The 24,301-nt window shown below is 64.2% G+C and carries 14 protein-coding genes; 2 read left to right on the top strand and 12 right to left on the bottom strand.

Annotated features, from left to right (window positions below):
- Nucleotides 1–14: 14 nt before the first annotated feature.
- On the top strand, nucleotides 15–4,280 hold the full coding sequence (locus AC07V5_RS11035; protein ID WP_495115727.1) for a PilC/PilY family type IV pilus protein: 4,266 nt from the start codon (nucleotides 15–17) through the stop codon (nucleotides 4,278–4,280).
- 57 nt (nucleotides 4,281–4,337) lie between these two features.
- Here the strand turns inward: AC07V5_RS11035 and AC07V5_RS11030 are convergent, their stop codons facing one another.
- From AC07V5_RS11030 to AC07V5_RS10975, 12 genes are all read right to left on the bottom strand, one after another.
- A complete protein-coding gene (locus tag AC07V5_RS11030) occupies nucleotides 4,338–5,813 on the bottom strand; it encodes a glutamate synthase subunit beta (protein ID WP_495115726.1) in 1,476 nt (491 codons plus the stop codon).
- A gap of 11 nt (nucleotides 5,814–5,824) precedes the next feature.
- On the bottom strand, nucleotides 5,825–10,582 hold the full coding sequence (locus AC07V5_RS11025) for a glutamate synthase-related protein (RefSeq protein ID WP_495115725.1): 4,758 nt from the start codon (nucleotides 10,580–10,582) through the stop codon (nucleotides 5,825–5,827).
- 149 nt (nucleotides 10,583–10,731) lie between these two features.
- Entirely contained in the window at nucleotides 10,732–11,427 is a 696-nt protein-coding gene (locus AC07V5_RS11020; RefSeq protein ID WP_495115724.1) for an REP-associated tyrosine transposase, read from the bottom strand.
- A gap of 73 nt (nucleotides 11,428–11,500) precedes the next feature.
- Complete coding sequence (locus AC07V5_RS11015) at nucleotides 11,501–12,640, bottom strand: deoxyguanosinetriphosphate triphosphohydrolase (protein WP_495115723.1); 1,140 nt, start codon at nucleotides 12,638–12,640, stop codon at nucleotides 11,501–11,503.
- On the bottom strand, nucleotides 12,640–13,734 hold the full coding sequence (aroB, locus tag AC07V5_RS11010) for a 3-dehydroquinate synthase (protein WP_495115722.1): 1,095 nt from the start codon (nucleotides 13,732–13,734) through the stop codon (nucleotides 12,640–12,642). Before aroB ends, AC07V5_RS11015 begins: the two co-directional genes overlap by 1 nt.
- A gap of 58 nt (nucleotides 13,735–13,792) precedes the next feature.
- The gene (locus tag AC07V5_RS11005) at nucleotides 13,793–14,389 is read right to left on the bottom strand and encodes a shikimate kinase (protein ID WP_495115721.1); all 597 of its coding nucleotides are present in this window, start codon (nucleotides 14,387–14,389) and stop codon (nucleotides 13,793–13,795) included.
- Nucleotides 14,355–16,499 carry a hypothetical protein gene (locus tag AC07V5_RS11000; protein ID WP_495115720.1) on the bottom strand — a complete coding sequence of 715 codons (2,145 nt, stop codon included), beginning with the start codon at nucleotides 16,497–16,499 and terminating at the stop codon, nucleotides 14,355–14,357. The genes AC07V5_RS11005 and AC07V5_RS11000 overlap by 35 nt, the downstream gene beginning before the upstream one ends.
- Nucleotides 16,500–16,557: 58 nt before the next feature.
- Nucleotides 16,558–18,735 (bottom strand): type IV pilus secretin PilQ, encoded by a 2,178-nt coding sequence (locus AC07V5_RS10995; RefSeq protein WP_495115719.1) that lies wholly within the window; start codon nucleotides 18,733–18,735, stop codon nucleotides 16,558–16,560.
- Entirely contained in the window at nucleotides 18,732–19,256 is a 525-nt protein-coding gene (locus AC07V5_RS10990; RefSeq protein ID WP_495115718.1) for a pilus assembly protein PilP, read from the bottom strand. Before AC07V5_RS10990 ends, AC07V5_RS10995 begins: the two co-directional genes overlap by 4 nt.
- Nucleotides 19,253–19,939 carry a type IV pilus inner membrane component PilO gene (locus AC07V5_RS10985; RefSeq protein WP_495115717.1) on the bottom strand — a complete coding sequence of 229 codons (687 nt, stop codon included), beginning with the start codon at nucleotides 19,937–19,939 and terminating at the stop codon, nucleotides 19,253–19,255. The genes AC07V5_RS10990 and AC07V5_RS10985 overlap by 4 nt, the downstream gene beginning before the upstream one ends.
- A 5-nt stretch (nucleotides 19,940–19,944) precedes the next feature.
- Nucleotides 19,945–20,547: a PilN domain-containing protein gene (locus AC07V5_RS10980; protein WP_495115716.1), complete on the bottom strand. Its 603-nt coding sequence runs from the start codon at nucleotides 20,545–20,547 to the stop codon at nucleotides 19,945–19,947.
- On the bottom strand, nucleotides 20,544–21,623 hold the full coding sequence (locus AC07V5_RS10975) for a pilus assembly protein PilM (protein WP_495115715.1): 1,080 nt from the start codon (nucleotides 21,621–21,623) through the stop codon (nucleotides 20,544–20,546). The genes AC07V5_RS10980 and AC07V5_RS10975 overlap by 4 nt, the downstream gene beginning before the upstream one ends.
- Nucleotides 21,624–21,906: 283 nt before the next feature.
- Here AC07V5_RS10975 and AC07V5_RS10970 point away from each other — a divergent pair, with 283 nt between their 5' ends.
- Complete coding sequence (locus tag AC07V5_RS10970) at nucleotides 21,907–24,297, top strand: penicillin-binding protein 1A (protein ID WP_495115714.1); 2,391 nt, start codon at nucleotides 21,907–21,909, stop codon at nucleotides 24,295–24,297.
- Nucleotides 24,298–24,301: the final 4 nt, after the last annotated feature.

The following is a 24,301-nucleotide window of genomic DNA, read 5'->3' as shown; positions in this document are numbered from 1 at the left end:
CTTCGAGGTTTTCCATGAATGCAGTCCGCCTTGTTGTCTCCGTGCGCGGCGTGGCGCTTGTAGCCAGTCTCGTGACGCTAGCCGCCACATCGTCCGCCCAGGTCACGCTGGCAGACCAGCCGGTGTTCACCGCCGTCAATGTGCCCGGCAACCTGGCGCTCGCACTGTCGGTGGAGTTCCCGACCGCCATCAGCGTGGCCCACCCCACGCGCACCTACTCGTCGGCCAATACCTATATCGGCTACTTCGATCCGGCCAAGTGCTACTCCTACCGCTACACAGATGGCACGGGCACCGACAACTATTTCTATCCCAACGGGGCCGCGACCAATCGCACCTGCAGCAGCAAGTGGAGCGGCAACTACCTGAACTGGGCGTCGATGCAAACCATCGACCCCTTCCGTTGGGCGCTAACCGGCGGCTATCGCGTGCTCGACACGTCATCGCTGACCGTGCTGGAGAAGGCCTGGGCGCCCAGCAGCCAAGGCAGCACGAACAACTTCCCTGACAGCAGCATTTCCACCAGCGCCGTCGTCGCCGCCGCCACGCCGTTCAGCTCGGCCATTTCGGTGGGCACGCGCATCTGGGCGTTGGGCAACAAGATGCGTTTCATGACGCCCGGCACGGGCGGCGCCAACAGTGCGACCTTCTCGGCAAGCTACTTCAACAACAAGACCTTGAATGGCACTGCCGCAGCCACCCGCACCGAGGGCTACATCAACTACAACATCAACGGCAACTGGTTCCCGGCGGGCATCAGCACGACCAATGTGTCTGCGCGATGGACCGGCACGGTCAAAGCGCCGACAAGCGGGACCTACAGCTTCAAGATCCGTGGAGACGACGGCGTAAGGCTGACGGTCCGCATCAACAACAGCGGCACCACCTACACGATCAACAACACCGGCTGGGTCGACCAGGGCGCCACCGACTACTTCCTGAGTGTCCCTGGCGTGACCGCCAACGACACGCTGAACATCACCGCGGAGTACTACCAGGGCGGCGGCGGCGGCGAGGTCAGCCTGCAATGGCAGCTGCCGGGCGGAACCACCTACGCCAACGTGGGCGGCGGTGGCGCGATCGATCTTTACGGCACTCCCACTCACTACAACCCCGCCAATGCGCTGCAAGAAGGCACGCTCTATGAGGCGTTTGTCCGCGTGAAGGTCTGCGATACCGCGGCCTTGACCCCCGACCGCGAAGGGAACTGCACGTCGTATGGTGCGAGTTCCTCCAAGCCGACCGGCTTGATGCAGAAGTACGCCGACAAGATCCGCTACAGCGCCTTCGGCTATCTCAACGACGACAACATCAACCGCGACGGCGGCGTGCTGCGCGCCAAGCAGAAGTTCATCGGCCCCACCAGCCCGGTGCCGGGCGGCATTCCTGTCGCGAACGCCAAGGCCGAATGGGATGCAAGCACCGGCGTCATGGTGACCAACCCCGATCCGGCCGATGCAACGGCAACGGGGGTAAGCGACAGCGGCGTGATGAACTATCTGAACAAGTTCGGCGAGATCACGCGGACCACCTACAAGACCTACGACCCGGTCAGCGAACTCTATTACGCGACCCAGCGCTACTACCGAAACCTGGGCAACGTTGCGGCCTGGACGAACAACGCCACCGCCACGCACGCCGACGGCTTCCCGGTCATCACGACTTGGGACGACCCCATCAAGTATTCCTGCCAGCGCAACTTCATCCTCGGCATCGGCGACGTCAACACCCACGCGGACCGCAACCTTCCTGGCGCGACAGGCGCATCCGAGCCGACCAAGCCGGCAGAGGTCACCGCCGACACGGGGGTCGACGCCACTGACTGGACGAACAAGGTCGGCGTGCTGCAAGGGCTTGGCAGTTCACTCGGGTCAGTTCAGAACTATGGCGGTTGCTGCAGCAACAACGGCACGCTGATGGCCGGCTTGGCCTATTGGGCCAACGTCAACGACATCCGCAGCGATCTGACCGGCAAGCAGACCATCCAGACTTACTGGCTAGATGTGCTGGAGTACCAGGTCTACAAGGGCGACAACCAGTTTCTGCTGGCAGCTAAGTACGGCGGCTTCAAGCCTGACAACACCTTCGATCCGGCTACGGCAACAGCAGCAACTTTTTCATCCAATCAGTCGTGGTGGGCGACCACAACCGACACGGTTGGGAGCAGCCCTAGCCAACCGCGTCCGGACAACTACTACACGGCGGCGCGTGCGGACCAGATGGTGGACGGCCTGAACAAGACCTTCTCCAGCATTGCGTCCCAGCTCTCTGCCTATTCGACATCGTTCTCGACGGCCCTGCCCCAGGTGTCGGCCCTTGGTGTTGCCTCCTATTCGACCAAGTTCGACGCGAAAAGCTGGACGGGCGAACTCGAGGCCAGCCTGACGACCTTCAATGCCACCACCGGCGAGCCGAGTCTTCAAAGCCAGTGGACGTTTGCCACCAAGCTGGACGCGCAAGCAGCGGGCACCGGCTGGGACACCGGGCGATTTATCGCCACCTACGACACGGTGAACAACGTTGGCGTGCGGTTCCGCGACGGCACAGGTGGCATTCCGGCAGCCCAACGAGGACTCCTCAATACCTCCTATGTGGCCGGCGACGATTCGCTCGACTACCTGAACTACCTGCGCGGGGATCGCACCAAGGAGGTGTCGTCAACAACGAGCACGACGAAGGTCTATCGCGATCGCGCCAAACTGTTGGGCGACATTGTCAATTCCAAGGCGCGCCCGGTCGCTGCCCCTGCCGCGCCGTACTCCGCCGCCAACAACCCCGGCTACGACGTTTTCAAGACGCTCTACGCCAACCGCACTCAGATGGTCTACGTGAGCAGCAACGACGGCATGGTGCACGCGGTGAATGGCAGCCTCACCGGCACCGACGCCGGCAAGGAGGTCTGGGCCTACGTACCCGGCGCGTTGTTCAACGGCCCGACAGGCGCGCCCAGCACCGATGGCTTGGCCTCGATCGGCAACCCCACGTTCACACACCACTTCATGGTGGACGCCACGCCGCTGGCCATCGATGTCGACTTCGGCAACACGTCGGGCGGCACCGGCACCGACTGGCGAACCATCCTCGTCGGCGGGCTGGGCAAGGGTGGCAAGTCCATCTATGCGCTCGACATCACCAACCCGGCCTCCGTCACGACCGAGACCATCGCCGCGCAGAAGGTGCTCTGGGAGTTCAAGCACAACGACCTCGGCTACACCTATGGGCAGCCGGTTGTCGTGAAGACGCGCAAGTACGGCTGGACGATCGTGGTGGGCTCTGGCTACAACAACGCCGACGGCATCGCCTATTTCTTCTTCATCAACCCGCGCACCGGCACGCTGCTGGAAAAGGTGGCCGCCCCCTGCCCTGCCCTCACCTCGCCTGCCGTCGCCGCATGCTCGGCGAGCAACCAGGCCGGCATGGCACACATCAACGCCTTCGTGCTGGACTTGACCGATGGCTACGCGGACGCCATCTACGGCGGCGATCTGATGGGCAACGTCTGGAGGCTTGACGTCACCGGCACTGCAGCCTACCCAGCACCCGTCAGGTTCGCGCGGCTGGTGGGGGCAAACGGCAATGTGCTGCCGATTACCAGCAAGCCCCTGCCCGTCGTGCAGCCGGGCACCAACCGCCGCTACATCACGGTCGGCACCGGCCGCCTGCTGGATCCGACTGACCTGAACAACACCCAGGCACAACGCTTCTTTGCCATCCTCGACGGCTCCAATGCGGCGTTCAGCAAGGACGGCACCATTCCCGGCGACACCCGGGACCTGCCACTCACTGGCGTCAACTTCCCGCTGATGGTCTCCAATCTGCTGGAACTGGTGGACCTGAACAGCAAGATCTCGCTGAACCTGAGCACGCAGATCGGCTGGTACGTTGATCTCGGTGTCTCCTCAGGCGGCCCGGGCTGGCGCGTGTTGTCAGATCCGACATCGTTCTACGGCACCGTGGCATTCGCGGCGACTTCGCCCAGCTCCACCGATCCCTGCGCCCCCAACGGCACCAGCCGTGTGTACGCAATCGACCTCGGCTCGGGCTATTGCGGCCTGACCGGCGGTGGCTCGGCCTGCTATGTCAGCAAGACCGATGGCGTCGTCATCGACTTGACCTTCTACAGTGTCAACATCAACGGCGTCGGCAAGTCCGTGCTGCTCGCGGGCAAGGACAACTGCTCGGGCAGCAACTGCCAGCCGGTTGAAAAGGTGGAAACACGCAGCCCGGTCAATCTCGGCCTGCAACGCCTGAACTGGCGCGAGATCCTGATCAACAACTGAAGCATCGCCCAAGAGAAAAGGCCGCCCACGGGCGGCCTTTTTATTGGCGTGGCGGCATCAACGCGGCAGCGTCGTTGCCCCCATCAGGTACTCGTCCACCGCACGCGCGGCCTGGCGGCCCTCGCGGATGGCCCACACCACCAGGCTCTGGCCGCGGCGCATGTCGCCGGCGGCGAAGACCTTGTCGACATTGGTCTTGTAGGCGTTGGCGCCTTCGGTGGCGGCCTTGCCATTGCCACGCGCGTCCTTGTCGACGCCGAAGGCTTCCAGGATGGTCGCGACCGGAGACACGAAGCCCATCGCCAGGAAGGCCATGTCGGCCTTCAGGATCTGCTCGCTGCCTTCGACCTCGGTCATCTTGCCGCCCTGCCATTGCAGGCGCACGGTCTTGACGCCGGTCAGCTTGCCCTTCTCGCCGACGAATTCCTTGGTGGCGATGGCGAACTCGCGCTCGCAACCCTCTTCATGGCTGGACGAGGTGCGCAGCTTGATCGGCCAATAGGGCCAGGTCAGCGGGCGGTCTTCCACTTCGGGCGGCTGGGGCAGCAGTTCGAACTGGGTCACGCTCTTGGCGCCGTGGCGGTTGCTGGTGCCCACGCAGTCGCTGCCGGTGTCGCCGCCGCCGATGACGATGACGTGCTTGCCGTCGGCGCGCAGCTGGTTCTTCAGCTTGTCGCCAGCGTTGACCTTGTTCTGCTGCGGCAGGAATTCCATCGCGAAGTGCACGCCGGCGAGATCGCGGCCGGGCACGGGCAGGTCGCGCGACTGCTCGGCGCCACCGGTCAGCACGATGGCGTCGAACTGCGCCTTCAGGTCATCGGCCGAGATCGTCTCCTTGGCCCAGTTGGTGACCTTGGAACCCTCGGGCAGTGCAGCGACCATCACGCCGGTGCGGAACTCGACGCCCTCGGCCTTCATCTGCTCGACGCGGCGGTCGATGTGGGACTTCTCCATCTTGAAGTCCGGGATGCCGTAGCGCAGCAGGCCGCCGACGCGGTCGTTCTTCTCGAACACCGTGACGCTGTGGCCGACGCGAGCCAGCTGCTGCGCCGCAGCCAAGCCAGCCGGGCCGGCGCCGACGACGGCGATCTTCTTGCCGGTCTGCAACTTGGCCGGCCGGGCCGTGACCCAGCCTTCGGCCCAGGCGCGGTCGATGATGGCGTGCTCGATGGACTTGATGCCCACGGCGTCGTCATTGACGTTCAGCGTGCAGGCCGCCTCGCAGGGCGCGGGGCAGATGCGGCCGGTGAACTCGGGGAAGTTGTTGGTGCTGTGCAGCACCGTGATCGCGTTCTTCCAGTCTTCCGCGCGGCCCTTGTAGACCAGGTCGTTGAAGTCCGGAATGACGTTGTTGACCGGGCACCCGCTGTTGCAGAACGGCGTGCCGCAGTCCATGCAGCGCGCGCCCTGCTGCTTCGCCTGGTCGACGTTCAGCGCAATGACGAATTCCTTGTAGTTCTTGACGCGAGCGACGACGGGCTCGTAGCCCTCTTCCAGACGCTCGTACTCCATGAAGCCGGTGACTTTTCCCACGTCGGTGCTCCTTAGACCTTGGCTGCCTCAGGCGCCTTGGCCTGAGCGATGGTTTGGGCGGCTTCCTTGGCGGCATTGAGCTCGCCCAGGGCGCGGCGGTATTCGTTCGGGAACACCTTGATGAACCTGCCACGCGACTCGGCCCAATGGTCGAGGATGTCGCGCGCACGTTGGCTGCCAGTCCAGCGGTGGTGATCTTCCAGCAGCTTGCGCAGGATGACCTCGTCGGTCTGGGCTTCGCGGTCCACGCCGTCAACGGCCTTGGTGCGATGCCAGATGGCCTTGTCGACGCCGGCCTCTTGCTCCTGCGCCGTCATGACCTTCTCCAGCGACACCATGCTGGTGTTGCAGCGCTTGGCGAAGTGGCCGTCCTCGTCATAGACGTAGGCGATGCCGCCGCTCATGCCGGCCGCGAAGTTGCGGCCGGTCTTGCCCAGCACGGCGACGGTGCCGCCGGTCATGTACTCGCAACCATGGTCACCCGTGCCTTCGACGACCGCCGTGGCACCCGACAGGCGCACGGCAAAACGCTCGCCGGCCACGCCGCGGAAGAAGGCCTCGCCGCGCGTCGCGCCGTACAGCGCGGTGTTGCCGACGATGATGTTCTTGGTCGCGTCGCCGCGGAAGTCGATGCTGGGGCGCACGACGACGCGGCCACCCGACATGCCCTTGCCGGTGTAGTCGTTGGCGTCACCGATCAGGTAGAAGGTGATGCCGTGGGCCAGGAAGGCGCCGAAGCTCTGGCCGCCGGTGCCTTCCATCTGGATGAAGATGGTGTGGTCGGGCAGGCCTTCGGGCTTGCGGCGAATCAGCTCGCCGGACAGGCGCGCACCGACCGAGCGGCGCACGTTGCTCACCTCTTGCATGAACTGCACCTTCTCGCCCTTCTCGAAGGCGGGCAGGCACTTCTCGATGAGCTTGACGTCCAGCGCACGCTCCAGGCCGTGGTCTTGCACATCGTTGTGGATGCGGGCCACGTCGGCAGGCACGTTGGGGCGATGGAAGATGCGGCCGAACTCCAAGCCCTTGGCCTTCCAGTGCGAGATGGCCTTCTTGGTGTCCAGCCAGTCAGAGCGACCGATCAGTTCGTCGAACTTGCGCACGCCGAGCTGAGCCATGATCTGGCGCGCTTCCTCGGCGACGAAGAAGAAGTAGTTGACGACGTGTTCGGGGCGGCCGGTGAACTTCTTGCGCAGCACTGGGTCTTGCGTGGCCACGCCCACCGGGCAGGTGTTCAGGTGGCACTTGCGCATCATGATGCAGCCCTCGGCCACCAGCGGCGCGGTGGCGAAGCCGAACTCGTCGGCACCCAGCAGCGCGCCGATGACGACGTCGCGGCCGGTCTTCATCTGGCCGTCGGCCTGCACGCGCACGCGGCCGCGCAGGCGGTTCAGCACCAGAGTCTGCTGCGCTTCGGCCAGGCCCAGCTCCCACGGCGTGCCGCAGTGCTTGATGGACGACCAAGGCGAGGCGCCCGTGCCGCCGTCATGGCCGGCGATGACGATGTGGTCGGCCTTGCACTTGGCCACACCGGTGGCGACCGTGCCCACGCCGACTTCCGACACCAGCTTGACCGACACGTCCGCCTTGGGGTTGACGTTCTTCAGGTCATGGATGAGCTGGGCCAGATCCTCGATGGAGTAGATGTCGTGGTGAGGCGGCGGGCTGATGAGGCCAACGCCCGGCACCGAGTGGCGCAGCATGCCGATGTACTCGGACACCTTGCCGCCGGGCAACTGGCCGCCCTCGCCGGGCTTGGCGCCCTGGGCCATCTTGATCTGGATCTGGTCGGCGCTGACCAGGTATTCGGTCGTGACGCCGAAGCGGCCCGATGCCACCTGCTTGATCTTGGAGCGCAACGAGTCGCCGTCCTTCAGCTCGTAGTCGACGGCGATGACCTTGCCGTCGATCACATCGCTGATCTTGGTGCCATCGGTGATCTTGATGCCCTTGAGCTCGTTGCGGTAGCGGGCCGGGTCTTCGCCGCCTTCGCCCGTGTTGCTCTTGCCGCCGATGCGGTTCATCGCGACGGCCAGCGTGGCGTGGGCCTCGGTGGAGATGGAGCCCAACGACATCGCGCCGGTGGCGAAGCGCTTGACGATGTCGGCGGCCGACTCGACCTCTTCCAGCGGCACGGCCTTGGTGGGATCGAACTTGAACTCGAACAGGCCACGCAGCGTCATGTGGCGCTTGCTCTGGTCGTTGATGAGCTGGGCGTATTCCTTGTAGGTCTCGAACTTGCCGGCGCGCGCCGCGTGCTGCAGCTTGGCGATGGCGTCCGGCGTCCACATGTGCTCTTCGCCGCGGGTGCGCCAGGCGTATTCGCCGCCGGCGTCCAGCATGCTGTCCAGCAGCGGGTCGTCGCTGAAGGCGGCCTCGTGCATGCGGATGGCCTCCTCGGCAACCTCGAACACGCCGATGCCGCCGACCTGCGTGGGCGTGCCGCGGAAGTACTTCTCGACGAAGTCCGCCTTCAGGCCGATGGCCTCGAAGATCTGCGCGCCGCAGTAGGACATGTAGGTCGAGATGCCCATCTTGGACATGATCTTGGACAGACCCTTGCCCACGGCCTTGATGTAGTTGTAGCGGGCCTGCTCGGCGGTCAGCTTGGCCGGCAGCTCGTCCTTCATGGCCTCGAGCGTTTCCAGCGCGAGGTAGGGGTGGACGGCCTCGGCGCCGTAGCCGGCCAGCACGGCGAAGTGGTGCACCTCGCGGGCCGTGCCGGTCTCGACGATCAGGCCGGCCGTCGTGCGCAGGCCTTCGCGGACGAGGTGATGGTGGACGGCAGACAGGGCCAGCAGCGCGGGAATCGCGATGCGGTCCTTGCTCAGGTGACGGTCCGTGATGATGAGGATGTTGTGGCCGGTCTTGATGGCGTCCACAGCAGATGCGCACAGGGAGGCCAGCTGCGCTTCCACGCCGGCACGACCCCAGTCACGCGGGTAGGTGATGTCCAGCTCGCTGGGCTTGAACTTGCCGTTGGTGGGCGCCTCGATGCCGCGCAGGCGCGCCATGTCGTCGAAGTCCAGGATGGGCTGGCTGACTTCGAGACGCATCGGCGGGTTGATGGCGTTGATGTCCAGCAGGTTCGGCTTGGGGCCGATGAAGCTGTTCAGCGACATCACGATGTTTTCGCGGATCGGGTCGATCGGCGGGTTCGTGACCTGGGCGAAGAGCTGCTTGAAGTAGTTGTAGAGCGGCTTGTTCTTGCTCGACAGCACCGCGAGCGGCGAGTCGTTGCCCATGGAGCCGATGCCCTCTTCGCCGTTGGCGGCCATGGGGGCGAGCAGGAACTTGATGTCTTCCTGCGTGGTGCCGAAGGCCTGCTGGCGGTCCAGCAGCGTGGTAGTGAAACCGGGGCGGGCCGCGTCGGGCACGGAGATGTCGTCCAGCTTGACGCGGACGTTCTCGATCCACTGACGGTAGGGGCGCGCGTTGGCGAACTGGTTCTTCAGTTCCTCGTCGTCGACGATGCGGCCCTGCTCCAGGTCGATGAGGAACATCTTGCCGGGCTGCAGGCGCCATTTCTTGACGATCTTGGCTTCGGGAATGGGCAGAACGCCCGACTCGGAAGCCATGACAACGAGGTCGTCGTCGGTGATGCAGTAGCGAGCCGGGCGCAGGCCGTTGCGGTCGAGTGCGGCGCAAACCTGGCGGCCATCGGTGAAGGCCATGGCGGCGGGACCGTCCCACGGCTCCATCATGGCTGCGTGGTACTCGTAGAAGGCGCGGCGGCGCTCGTCCATGCCTTCGTGCTGCTCCCAGGCTTCCGGGATCATCATCATCGCGGCGTGGGCGAGCGGGTAGCCGGCCATCGTCAGCAGCTCGATGGCGTTGTCGAAGGTGGCCGTGTCGGACTGGTGCTCAAAGCTGATGGGGTAGAGCTTCTTCAGGTCGTCACCCAGCACCGGCGACTTCATGACGCCTTCTCGGGCGCGCATCCAGTTGAAGTTGCCCTTGACCGTGTTGATCTCGCCGTTGTGGCAGACCATGCGGTACGGGTGGGCCAGCGGCCACTCGGGGAAGGTGTTGGTGGAGAAGCGCTGGTGCACCAGGGCGATGGCCGAGACAACGCGCGGGTCGGCCAGGTCCAGGTAGTACTTGCCAACCTGGTCGGCCAGCAGCAGGCCCTTGTAGATGACGGTGCGGCAGCTCATCGACGGCACGTAGTACTCGCGGCTGTGCGTGAGCTTGAGTGCCTGGATGGCGCTGGAGGCCGTCTTGCGGATGACGTAGAGCTTCCGCTCCAGGGCGTCGGGCACGATGATGTCCGGGCCGCGGCCGATGAAGATCTGGCGGATCACCGGCTCCTTCTCGCGCACGGTGGGCGACATCGGCATGTCACGGTCCACCGGCACGTCGCGCCAGCCGATCAGCACCTGGCCTTCGGCCTTGATGGCGCGGGCGAGTTCCTGCTCGCAGGCGAGGCGGGATGCCGCCTCCTTGGGCAGGAAGATCATGCCGACGCCGTACTCGCCGGGAGGCGGCAGGTTGATGCCTTGCTTGGCCATCTCGGCGCGGTAGTACTCGTCCGGGATCTGGATCAGGATGCCGGCACCGTCGCCCATCAGCTTGTCGGCGCCGACGGCACCGCGATGGTCCAGGTTCTCGAGGATCTTCAGTCCCTGCTGAACGATGTTGTGCGCCTTGTGACCTTTGATATGCGCCACAAAGCCCAAGCCGCAGGCGTCTTTCTCATTGCCCGGCCGGTAGAGCCCATGTTCGGCAAGGTCTTGAATCTCGGACTGAATCTGCGCGGCGTGGCTCATGGCGCCCTCCTGGAACACAACAGGGCGAGAGCGTACTGCAGCGCAACAAAAGCGGCAACTCGATTAAATTGGGGTCGGAGTCAAATTAAATACCGATGCTTCTTGTCGACTATTTAAATAGGGCCATAGTCAAGCGACTTCGGCAAATGTCATGGAGAGGTGACTTTGCGTGGACGGCCACGCGGTCGTTTCGTCACCACACGCTCATGGTCGATGGCCAAAGGCTTCAGGAATGCCTCACTGCCGACGGGACGGCCACGCAAGGCCGCTTCGGTGAACTGCGCCTGCTCTTGCGCGGGCACGCCTTGGGCGACGAATTCGCGATAGGCATGTTCACGCTCGAAGGGTGTGTTGCCCATTGACCAATACAGCTCGTGCTCAGTGACCAGCGCCTGCCGAACGAGTCCGAGGTGGTGCGCGGCACTGGACCACGCCCACTGCGCCGGTTCCGCACACAGGCCAGCGCGCACGGGGTTGAGCTCGATGTAGCGCATGCAGGCCAGCAGGTGCCGCTCGCCCTCAATCAAGCCAGCCCGGAACCGCCCTTCCCACAACGTACCGCTGCGTTGATGGCGTGCGTTGAACCAACCTACGTAGCGCCGACCGAGCGCCTGCATCATTCGGCTGAGTGCGTCCGAAGTGGGTGGCGTCAGCAGCAGGTGGAAGTGGTTGTCCATCAGCACATAGGCATGGACGGCAACGCTGTAGAGAGCGGCGACCTCACAGATGACATCCAGCAGTCGCTGGCGATCGAGATCGCTGAAAAAGATGGCTTGCCGGTTGTTGCCGCGCAAGATGACGTGATGGGGCTGACCCGGCAGGATCAGACGGGGAAGTCTGGCCATGAACGGCACCTTCGGCTATGCCTGAAACGAGGCGCTCAGGATATCCGACTCCGACCCCAATTTAAGAAACAACCTAGAAGAGGCTCTTCCCCGTGAGGCGGTGATGCTCGCGGATCGCGAACCGGTCGGTCATGCCGGCGATGTAGTCGGCACAGGCCCGCTCGCGGTCTTCACGGCCGGCGAAATCGGCGGGCATCTGGTTGGCGTCAGCCGAGTAGGCGGCAAAGAGATCGCGCAGCACCTGCTCTGCGCGCGCGCGCGTGGACTGCACCTGCGCATGCCGATATAGGTTCGCGAAGAGAAAGCGCTTGAGCGCCGTGCTCTTGGTTCGCATGTCGGCACTGAAGCGTAGCAACGGCTTGTCGGTACCGCGCACGGCCTCCGGATCGCTCGGATTTGCGTCGGCCAGCGCTGCCCGGGCGGTGTCGATGATGTCGTAAACCTGTGCCGACAGCATCCGCCTGATCGTCTCGAACAGCAGGCGCTTGCCGGCAAGCCCAGGGTGGTCGTGAAGCGTTGAGCGCCAGTGCTCGCGCACAAGGTCGACTTCCAGCAGTTGCTCCAATTCAATCAGGCCGGAGCGCACACCGTCGTCCACGTCATGGGCGTTGTACGCGACCTCATCGGCCAGGTTGCAAAGTTGGGCCTCAAGGCTGGGCTGGCCGCCATGCAGGAAGCGAGTGGCAACGCCGCCGGGCTCGGCCACCTCGAGCAGCTCAGCATTTCGCCGCGAGCAGTGCTTGAGGATGCCCTCGCGGGTCTCGAAGCACAGGTTGAGGCCGTCGAAGTCTGGGTAGCGTTGCTCCAGGTGGTCAACGACGCGCAGAGACTGCAGGTTGTGCTCAAAGCCGCCATGCTCCCGCATGCAGTCGTCCAGCACGTCCTGGCCCGCATGGCCGAAAGGCGTGTGGCCCAGATCATGGGCGAGGGCCACGGCCTCCACCAGATCCTCATCCAGCCCTAGGCTACGCGCGATGGAGCGCCCCAGCTGGGCCACCTCCAGTGAATGCGTCAGCCGCGTGCGGAACAGGTCGCCCTCGTGGTTCAGGAAGACCTGGGTCTTGTAGACCAGCCGTCGAAACGCCGTGCTGTGGATGATGCGGTCACGGTCGCGCTGAAACTCGCTGCGCGTCGGCGCCGCGGGTTCGAGCAGGCGCCGGCCGCGGGTGCGCGCCGGGTCGGCGGCGAAGGGCGGGCGCTGGGGCGAAAGCATCAAGCCGCTCCGTGGGCGACCAGAACCTCGGCAATGACGTCGTCAGGCACGGCATGCAGGCCCGCTTTACCAAGGGCCTCGATGAGCACGAAACGGATCGCGCCGGATTCGGCCTTCTTGTCCACGCGCATCAGCTGCAGATAGCGCTCCGCGCCCAGTTTGGGAGGATGTACCGGCAGACCCGCGCGCTCGATCAAAGCCCTCAGACGCTCGACAAAATCCGCAGGCACCAACCCCATGCGCCGCGACAAATCGGCCGCCAGCACCATGCCGCAAGCCACGGCTTCGCCGTGCAGCCATTGGCCGTAACCCAGGCCCGCCTCGATGGCGTGGCCGACGGTGTGGCCGAAATTCAGGATCGCACGCAGGCCCTGCTCACGCTCGTCCTGGCCAACCACGTCGGCCTTGATTTCGCAGCTGCGTCGCACCGCGTAGCCGAGCACGGCCTTGTCGCGGGCCAGCAGTGCGTCCAGGTTGTCCTCGATCCAGCACAGGAAACCCGCGTCGGCGATGGGGCCGTACTTGATGACCTCCGCCAGGCCGGCGCGCAGCTCCCGGTCGGGCAGGCTGTCCAGCGTGTCGAGATCGGCAATGACGCGTTCGGGCTGGTAGAAGGCACCGAGCATGTTCTTGCCAAGCGGGTGGTTGATCGCCGTCTTGCCGCCCACCGAGGAATCGACCTGGGCCAGCAAGGTGGTCGGCACCTGCACGAAGGGCACACCACGCATGTAGATCGCAGCCGCGAAGCCGGTCATGTCGCCAATGACCCCTCCGCCCAGTGCGAACAGCACGGTCTTGCGATCCAGCGCCTCGCCCAGCAAGTGGTCGCAGATGCGGTTGAGACTGGCCCAATCCTTGTGCTGCTCGCCGTCTGGCAGCACGACGAGGTCGACTCGGGCGTAAACGGCCAGCAACTTCTCGCGCAGGCGCTGTGCGTAAAGCGGCGCCACGGTTTCGTTGCTGACGATGACCGCGGTCGCCGCCTTGGGCAGGCCCTGCCAACTGGCAGTCTCGTCAAGAAGGCCGGAGCCGATGCGGATTTCGTAGTTGCGGCTGTCCGGAAGCTGGATCCGGACGGTATCGAGGGCAGGCATGCGGCGCAGTGTAAGAGCCGCCCCTTTTGTGCACCCTACGCTTGCTGCCAAGCAAGCATCAAAGCGGCTCGGCGCCCACAGTCGCCGCGACGCGCGTCGGGTCCAGCAAGCCCGCCAGTTCCAGCTGCATCAGCGCCATGTTCACCAGGGCGTGGACCGACGGCCGAGCGCTCTCGAGCACGTAATGGGCGCAACGACGGTAGAGCGGGTCACGCTGTTGATGCAACTCGCGCAACTTTGCCAGCGGGTCGCGCACCTGAAGCAACGGCCGCGTCGTGTCGTGGCGCAGGCGGCGGAACAGATCTTCAGGCGTAGAGCGCAGGTAGAGCACCGTAGCACCGCCATGCAGGAGTTCGCGATTGCGTTCGCGCAGCACCGCGCCACCTCCCGTGGCCAGCACCCGGTCCCCTGGCCTGGCGAGCAGTTCGGCGATGACCTCGGTCTCAAGATCCCGAAAGGCGTCCTCGCCATGCCGCTCAAAGAACTGCTTGACGCTGCCGCCGGCGCGCTGCTCGATCTCATGATCCGAGTCGACAAAAGGCACGCCAATTTGGCGTGCCAGTTGTTTACCGACGGTGGACTTGCCACCGCCGGGCATGCCGACGAGGGCGATCAGCAGGTCACTTCGAATCGGTGCAGCTGCTGGACAGGCCATACGGGCTGAGCTTGAACGGCGGATCACCCTCGTTGGCGATAGCATCAGCCGCGACGGGCAACCACAGATAGGTGTACAGGTAGTCCGCCACCTCGACCGAGCTGCCATGCAGGTCGGTCAGGAAAGCCTTGGACGGCAAGGTCACCGGCACGCCCAGCGGGTAGTAGGCCGGCGGGCTGAGCACGCCGGCGGCCGTAACAGTGATCTTGTAGTTCACCCAGCTGGCCAGGTTCTTCGGGTACTCCAGTTGCAGGACGGCCGTGCCGTTCGCGTCGGTCTTGGTCGCGCCGACCAGCGTGATGGCAACATCGGACTTGCGTGGATCCAGCTGCTTGTTGTTGTTGATGTCTTCGGTGAAGGGGCTGGTCGAGGTGGCGTCAATGACGCCGTTGCGATTCAAATCCTCGTTCGGGCAGACGGCCGCAAGCAGGCCCACGCTGCCAAAGTCGGGGCTGCGCTCCCACTTCTTGGTACCGGCGTTGAAAGTCCAGTAGCCCTTGCCGTAGCCCCCAAGATCCAGGGAGGGCGTGATCTGGACGTCCGATTTCGGATTGCCGGCGGAGTCAACCACGAGCACGACGTACTTCTTCACGTAGGTCAGGGCCGATGCGCCGACGCCGAGCGTATTGTCCGTGCCGATGGAGATGGACACTGGATTCGCCACGATGGTCAGCGTCGTGGTCATCAACGTGCCACCCGCAGCGGCGCAGCCTGAGGCCGCCGAGCCTGCCGCGAAGTCGGTCGTCTTCCAGCAGGCCTGGATAGTCACGCCGTTGGTGGGGCTGCTGACGGCGCCGGGCGAGTAGCTGGTGGACGCCGTACCCGACGCATCCGACAGCACGGTGTTTGTGCTCGAACCGATCTTGCCCGTGCCGTTGTCGCCAACCACGCCGAAGAGCACGCGAACATTCGGGATCGGCGCATTGGCGCTGTCGCGGAATGATGCGTTGACGGTGACCTGGTTGTTGGTGCTTGCGTTGTTGACGGTCACCACATCGGCGGACAGGTTCAGCGTCTTGGCCGTCGGCGGCGTGGCCGGATTCACACCCGTGCTGCCGCTGCTGGGAATCGGTACCGTCACCGTGGACTCGACGCCGCCGGCGACAGCCTTGATGACCAGGTTCGTCCCTGGCGCATTCGGCGCCGTGTAGTTGAAGGTGTAGGCACCGTTCAGGTCCGTCTTGCCGGTAGCACTGGTGATACCCGCGCCGGAGACGGCGACCGACACGCCCGGCATGGCGTTGGTGTTCTCGTCGGACAGCACGTATTGCACCGTGCCTGCTGCGCCGGCCTGCACCACCGCCGGCACTGCGCTGGCCTGCGAGAAGCGCGCGCCCGTCACCTGGAAAGCGGCCGTGCGCGTCAGCGCGCCGCTGGTGGCGACGACGGTGATCGTGCGGTTGGAGCGGTCCTGTCCCACATTGACCGTGCCGGTGACCTGGCCGCCCGAATTCGTCTGATTGGAGGACGATACGATGAAGGCACTGGCGTCGGAGACCGACAGCTGCACAGGAATGCCCGACAAGGCGTTGCGGTTCTGATCGACCGCGGTGGCGGTAGCAATCACCGTCTTGCTGCCCGTGTTGCCGATGCTGGACGCACTCAACACCAACGTCAGGTCGCTGGCTTGCGGGTTCGTTGAAGACGGTGTTTGGACGATGCTGAATGTCACCGCTCGCGAGATGCTGCCAGATTTCACGGTCACCGTGACCGGCCGGACAGTCGCATCAGAGCCCTGCGTAATGGTGGCTGACAGCGCACCCGATTTCGAATCGGTCGCCGTGCCTGCGGGCGTAACCACGGCATTGGCATCTGCCGTGAAGGTCACCGGCACGCTGCCGACCGCCACACGGTTGGCATCAATGGAGGTCACCGTGGCGGTGACCGAGTCTGTTCCAGAGTTGGTCATCGTCGACTTGCTGAGCACGACGACAAGATCCGCTGCGACAGCACTAGCCGCGTTGGATGGGCTCGAAGCACCGTTGTCAGGGCCGTTGATAGGCGTTCCAGCGCTGCCGCCTCCACCGCCGCACGCCACAAGCGAACCCGCAAGCACCGCGCTGAACAACAGCTGCGCTGAGCGTCGGCTCCAAACGTCAAACATCTTCATCTTGCTCACTCCCCTGCATAACTCGTAAGCATGCAGCACATCGTCGATTCAATTGGGTTCAGCGCACCGTCGCCCGCTCACTGACCACCTTGGGCGTCAGGAAGATCAGCAGCTCCGTCTTGGAGGTCGTACGCGTCTTGTTCTTGAACAGGTTGCCCAGGAACGGCACATCGCCCAGCACCGGCACCTTGTTCACCGTCTCGCCTTCGTCCTGCGTATAGATGCCGCCGATCACCACGGTGCCACCGTTCTCAACCAGCACCTGCGTCTGGGCGTGCTTCGTGTTGATCGCATAGCCCTGGGGCGTCAGCGTGCCGCGGCTGTCCTTGTTGACATCCACGTTCAGGATGACGCTGCCCTCAGGCGTGATCTGCGGGGTCACTTCCAACTTGAGGTTGGCCTTGCGGAAGGCGATGGATGTTGCGCCACTGGCCGTCGCGACCTGGTAAGGCAGCTCTTCGCCCTGCTCGATCACGGCCTTGACCTGGTCGGCCGTGATGATTCGCGGGCTGGACACCACCTTGCCCTTGCCATCCGACTCCAGCGCCGACAGCTCCAGGTTCAGGAAGCGGTTGGCCGTCGCGCTGAACAAGGACAACGCCACCGTCGCCGCGTTGCCGTTGCTGAAGCTGTCCGACGACGTATTGGCGGGCAGGTTGACGAACTGGGTGTTGTTGTAGTTCGCTGCAACGCCCTGGTTGGTCTGTGAGCCGATGCCGCTGTAGTTGCCGCCAACAGTCACATAGTTGCCACCGCCAACGCTGTAACCGGGGATGCCGCCCTGCTGGCCGCGTACGTCGTTGACGCCCAGCTTGATACCGAGCGCTCGGCCGAACTTGTCGTTGGCCTCGACGATACGGGCTTCGATCAACACTTGGCGCACCGGAATATCGATCTTGGCAATCATGGCCTGGATCTCTTCGAGCTTGCTGGGGACGTCAGACACGAAGAGCTGGTTGGTCCGCGGCTCGAAGATCACGCTGCCGCGGTTCGACAGGATGCGCGTCCCTGAGCTCGAGCCCGAGCTACTGCCGCCCCCACTGCTGGAACCGATACTCTGGCCGATCAGCCCCTTGGCAATGTCCTCGGCTTTCACATAGTTCAGCTGGAAGGACTGGTTGCGCACCGCCTCGAGTTGGGCAATCGCTGCCTTGGACTCAAGATCGAGCTTCTCCTTGGCGGCGAGTTCTTCCTTGGGCGCGATCCAGAGCACGTTGCCGGACTTCTTCAAGCCCAGGCCCTTGGCCTGCATGATGATGTCCAGTGCCTGGTCCCAAGGCACATCCTTCAGGCGCAAAGTGACGTTGCCCGTGACGGTGTCACTGGTGACGACGTTGAAGTTGGTGAAGTCGGCAATGACCTGCAGCAGCGCGCGAACTTCGATGTTCTGGAAGTTCAGCGACAGCTTGTCACCGGCGTAGCCCGGCCCTTGGGTCAGCTTGTTCGGATCGATCTTCAGCGGCCGGACCTCCAGCACGAACTGGTTGTCGCTCTGGTAGGCGCTGTGCTCCCAGTTGCCCTTGGGCTCGACAACCATGCGCACGCGGTCGCCCGTCTGCGTCGTCGTGATCATCTGCACCGGTGTGCCGAAGTCGACAACGTCGATCTTGCGACGCAGGTTCTCGGGCACGCTGGAGCGCAAGAATTCGACGACGAGGTTCTGCCCCTGCTGCTGGATGTCGACGCCCACCTGATTGCTGGGCAGATTGACCACCACACGAGCGGCGCCGTCAGCGCCACGACGGAAGTCGATATCACGCAACGCCAGAGGCGCGGCGTTCAGGCTCTGCGCGAAATGCACCGGCTGGCCTGGTGCCTGCGCCTGGGCAGGCGCCGTGTCCAGCACGACGACGAGGGCATTCCCCTCCAGTTTCGCCTTGTAGCCAGAAGCGTTGCGCAGATTCAGCACGACGCGTGACCGATCGCCCGCCTGGGCGACATTGGCCGAGCGCAGATTGCCCTGGTTGATGTCGACCTGGTTGCGCCCGATGCCATTCACGACGCCGGGCAGGTCGATGGCGATGCGAGGTGGTGCCTGGATTGTGAAACCCGCCGGCAAAGCGGACAGTGCCTCGCTCAGTTCAATGCGAACGATATCGACGCCGGCCTGCTGGCTGGCGTTGATCGCGCGTATCTGCGTTTGCGCCCAGGCTGCGGGCGAGGCCAGCAACGCGAGTGCGAATCCCAGCAACCAGCCACGGCCCATCGGCTTGCTCTCCTGCAATGTCCTGTTCATCGTCCCTTCTCCTGTAGCTGGAGGGTACTGGTGCGTTCAATCCACTCGCCAGCAGCGTCCTGGACGACTTCTCGCAACGAGATTTCGGTCTCGCTGATCTTGGTGATCCGGCCGAAGTTCTGACCGAGATAGTCCCCGGCCTTAACTTGATACAGCAGGGCGTCAACGCGGAGCAGCGCATAGCGCCTGTTCTCACGCGTCAGGCTGCCAACCATGGACATGGTGTCCAGCGGATAGGCCTCCAACGGTTCCTTGCGACGGCTGATTTCGGCCGTCAACAGGGAGTTGGGCTGAGCTGCTTCCTGCTTGATTGCAACGCTGAGCTTTTGTGGACTGTAGGGGTCCACGCCAGCGGCGGATTCATAGGGCTGCGGCAGGAATTTCTTGGGCGGCAGCAAGGGCGCAACGCTGGGCTTGGCCTCTTTGCGCTGCTGCTCCATCCACTGGCGCAACTCGTCGATGTCGCTGCCGCAACCCGCCAGCAGCACGGCGCCTGAAAGCGAAATCAGCAGGCGCTTCATTTCTTGGCTCCTGCCTTGGCCGCGGCCTTGCGCTGCTCAGCCACCTCGGCGGAATCGAGATAGCGATAGGTGCGCGCCGTGGCCTCCATGGTGAGCGGGCCGTTCGCATCACGCGGGCCGCTCGGTGCCACGACGATCAGGTTGTGCAGCGTGACGATGCGCGAGAGGTTGGACACGTCGGCCGCGAAAGAGCCAATGTCGTGATACCGCCCCGACACCTTGACGGCGATCGGCAGCTCAGCGTAGTAATCCTTGATCAGGACCTGGCCCGGGCGGAACAGCTCGAACTGCAACCCGCGCCCAACGCCAGCACTGCTGATGTCGGACAGGAGCGAATCGATCTCGGCCTTGCCTGGCAGCTGCTTCTCCAACTGCGTCACATATTCCTCAACCTGGCTCTTCTGCTTGCGCAGTTCAGGCAGGTTGACGGCCTGGGCCAGCTTGGACTGATAGTCCTGGCGCAGTTGCGGCTCGCGGTTGCGCTCCGCGTCCAGACCCGCCTCGACGTCGGACAGCAGGAAAGCGTAGCCCGCAGCGATGACGGCCAACATCACGGCCAGGGCGGACGCGAGCTTGGGCAGCAAAGGCCATTGGCCCGGCTCCTTGGGGTTCAGCCCTTGGAACTGGCCCGCCAATTCGGCGAACCAGGCATTCAGATCGATCTTGGATGTGGAGGTGGCCATATAGGTCAGCTCTTCTTAGGCGCCGAAGCACCCGTTGCGGCGTCGCGCGGCGGGGTCTTGATCGAGACCTTCATCGAGAAGTCCAGCAGCCGACGTGCATCGCGCGTGCTCGTCGTGACATTGGCCAGCTTGACTTCGATGAGATCGGGCTTGTCCAGCCATTCGGAACTGCGAGACACATTGCGCAGGAACTCGGACACACGCTCATTGGTCTGCGCAACACCGCTGATGGTGACGATCTTGCTGTCTTGACGAATGGCCGTTAGGTAGATGCCTTCGGGGGCCAGGCGGGCCAGGTCATTCAGCAACTGCACCGGCGTGTTGCGGTCGGTCTGCAAATCTTCGACCGCGCGCTGGCGCGATTTCAGCGACTCGATCTCCGTCTTCAGGTCGGCGATGTCCTTGATCTGCGCCTCAAGCCGCGTGATCTCGTTCTGGATGTACTGGTTGTGCGACTGCTGCTCCGTCGTCAGGAACTGCAGCAGCACGAAGAATGCACCGACCACGCCAGCGCCCGCCAGGGCCGCCGCACCCAGGCCGACGAAGAAGGTCGCCTTGCGCCGCTTGCGCCGCTCTTCGCGGTAAGGCAGCAGGTTGATCAAGATCACTGGAAGAACCTCCGCATCGCGAGGCCGCAGGCGGTCAGATAAGACGGCGCCTCACGACGCAGCTTGGGCTCGCGCACCGCCGGGCCCATGGCCATGTTCTCGAAGGGGTTGACCACCATGCAGGCGAAGCCGGTCAGGTCGGTCACGCGCTCCTTGAGGCCGGGCAACGTGGCCGTGCCGCCGGCCAGCATCACGTAGTGCACCTTGTGATGCGGCGTGCTGGTGAAGAAGTACTGCAAGGCCCGGCCAATTTCCTGCGACAGGCTGTCGACGAAGGGGTTGAGCACGCTGCTCTCGTAGTCTTCAGGAAGTTCGTTGGCGAGCTTCTTCTGCTCAGCCTCCTCGAAGGAGAAGCCGTACTGGCGCGAAATGAGCTGTGTCAGCTGCGAGCCGCCAAAGGACTGATCGCGGTCGTACAGAAGCTCGTCATCGCGCAGCACCTTGAGGCTGGTCGTGTCCGCGCCGATCTCGAACAAGGCGACGAGGGCGTCCTTGCCCTCGTTGGGCAGGGCGGCAATGAGCCGGCCCATGGCCATGCGCGAGGCGTGTGACTCGATGTCCAGCACGACGGGGCGCAGGCCGGCTGCCTCGGCCAGGCCCTGGCGATCCTGCACACGGTCCTTGCGCGACGCGGCGATCAGCACCTCGACGTCACCCACCGATGTCGGGCTCGGGCCGATGACGCAGAAGTCGAGGCTGACCTCGTCGAGCGAGAACGGGATGTACTGGTTGGCCTCGGCCTCGACCTGCAACTCGAGCTCTTCCTCGCGCAGGCCGGCGGGCAACATGATCTTCTTGGTGATGACGGCCGACTGGGGCATGGCCAGGGCGGCATCGCGGGTTTTGCTGCCGCTGCGCGACACGACGCGGCGCACCGCATCAGCGACTTCATCGAACTTCTCGATTTGGCCGTCGGCGATCCAGCCCTTTTCAAAGGGCTCGCTGGCGAACCGTTCGAGCACGAATTCGCCACTCTTGGTCTGGCTCAACTCCACCAGCTTGACACTGGAGGAGCTGATATCCAGGCCAATCAGGGGGGGGTGCTTGCGACCCAAAAGTGCGTCAAGTATTCCCATGCCCTTTGTTCCCGACACGCGAGTTACGTATCGGACTATTAATAAGTTACTTGAATGCTAGCAGCAAAGCCGTTGACAGCGAACGGAAATCCGGCCCGAGCTGGTAACGCCACGTTGCTAAACATACACGATTCAACTGACTTGCAAGCTCCTGAAAAACACATGTGAAGCGGTCTTTTGGCACGGCGTTTGGCGTGGCACTTCGCTTATGCGAGCGATCAATAGCGCTTCCTATAATCCGCGGCCTTCTCCCAACGCGCTCTCGAGCGCGCCCCGCCGGCTCATGAATGACAAGCCCCGCTCCGCTGCATCCAGTCCTTCGCCCGCCGGCACATCTGCATCCCATCCGCCCGTCCGCCTGAGTTCGCGCCTCGGCCGCTGGGTCTTGTGGGGCGTGGGCCTGGTGGCTGGCGGCATGGCGGCCGTCGCCTTGATGCTGGCCCTGGGCCTTGCCCTGGCCTACCCCAACCTGCCCGACATCGGCGGCCTGACCGACTACCGGCCCAAGCTGCCCATGCGTGTGCTGTCCAGCGACGGCGTGCTGCTGGGCGAGTTTGGCGAGGAGCGCCGCAACTATCAATCCATCCAGCAGATCCCCAAGGTCATGCAGGAGGCCGTGCTGGCCATCGAGGACGCGCGCTTCTATCAGCATGGCGGCGTCGACTACCTGGGCATCATTCGCGCAGGCTTGGCCAACGTCGGCGAGTCGCGCAGCCAGGGCGCGTCGACGATCACGATGCAGGTGGCGCGCAACTTCTACCTGTCCACCGAGAAGACCTTCACGCGCAAGATCTACGAGATCCTGCTGGCGCTGAAGATCGAATCGGCGCTGTCCAAGGAGAAGATCCTCGAGATCTACATGAACCAGATCTTCCTGGGCCACCGCGCGCATGGTTTCGCGGCGGCCAGCGAGATCTACTTTGGCAAGCCGCTGGACAAGCTCAGCGTTGCCGAGGCGGCCATGCTGGCCGGCCTGCCCAAGGCCCCATCGGCCTACAACCCGATCAACAACCCGCGCCGCGCGACGATCCGCCAGCAATACATCATCGAGCGGATGTTCGAGACTGGCTACATCACCGAGGAGCAGCGCGACGCGGCCAAGGTGGAAAAGCTGCGCATCCGGCCGGTGCAGGAGGCGGTCTCGCATGCCGAATTCGTCGCAGAAGCGGCCCGCCAGCTTATCTTCAACCAGTACGGCGACGAGGCCTACACGCGCGGCCTGAACATCTACCTGACGCTCAATAGCGCCGAGCAGAACACCGCCTATCGCGCGTTGCGCCGCGGCATCCTCGACTATGAGAAGCGTCAGGTCTACCGTGGCCCCGAGGCCTATGCCGACCTGCCAAGCAACACCAAGGAGCTGGACGCGCGCATCGCCGAAGCGCTGACCGACCATCCAGCCAACGACGAACTGCTGGCCGCCGTCGTCCTGGAGGCCGACCCGAAGAAGGTCACCGCAGTACTGCAGAGCGGCGAAGCCATCGCCATCCTCGGCGAAGGCCTCAAGCCGGCGACTTCAGGCCTGTCCGACAAGGGCAACCCCAAGACCCGCATCCGCCGTGGTGCCGTCATCCGCGTGGTCAAAGGCCCGAAGCAGAAGGACGGCGGGGAGTGGACGATCAGCCAACTGCCCGAGGTCGAGGGCGCCTTCGTGTCCCTGGACCCCAAGACCGGCCAGGTGCATGCGATGGTCGGCGGCTTCGACTACGCCAAGAACAAGTTCAACCATGTGACCCAGGCCTGGCGCCAGCCGGGCTCCAGCTTCAAGCCGTTCATCTACTCGGCTGCGCTGGAGAAGGGCTTCACGCCGGCCACCGTCGTCAATGACGCGCCGCTGTTCTTCGACGCCGGCACGACCGGCAGCCAGCCCTGGGAGCCGAAGAACTACGACGGCAAGTTCGAAGGCCCGATGCCACTGCGCATGGCGCTGGCCAAGTCCAAGAACATGGTGTCCATTCGTGTGCTGCACTCCATTGGCGTGAAGTACGCGCAAGACTGGATCACGCGCTTCGGCTTCGAGGCCGAGAAGCATCCGGCCTACCTGACGATGGCGCTGGGCGCCGGCTCGGTGACGCCGATGCAGATGGCCCAGGGCTATGCCGTGTTCGCCAACGGCGGGTACCGCGTCACGCCGCAGCTCATCGCCAAGATCACCGACAACAAGGGCCGGCTGCTCTATGAAGCCCTGCCTGTCGTGCTGACCGACGGTGCTCGCGCCATCGAGCCGCGCAATGCATTCCTGATGAGCAGCCTGCTGCAGGAGGTCACGCGCAGCGGCACCGCGGCCCGCGCCCAGGCGACGCTGAAGCGCCCCGACATCTACGGCAAGACGGGTACGACCAACGACTCCATGGATGCCTGGTTCGCCGGCTACCAGAAGGACCTCGTCGCCATCGTCTGGATCGGCTACGACCAGCCGCGCAAGCTGGGCGATCGCGAAACCGGCGGGGGCCTGAGCCTGCCGGTCTGGATCGAGTACATGGGCTTTGCGCTGAAGGGCAAGCCAGTCGACGAGATGACGCCGCCCGAGGGCATCATCAACGTGAACGGCGAGTGGTTCTACGAGGAGTACACCAGCGGCAACGGTGTGCGTGAACTGTCGAACGAACCGAATGTGCCGGGCACCACCACCGAAGACGAGAAGAAGTCGATCCTCGACCTCTTCAAGAGATAGCGCG

This window comes from Roseateles sp. GW821-FHT02E12, from assembly GCF_059421665.1.
This window is presented reverse-complemented; position numbering and strand designations above follow the sequence as displayed.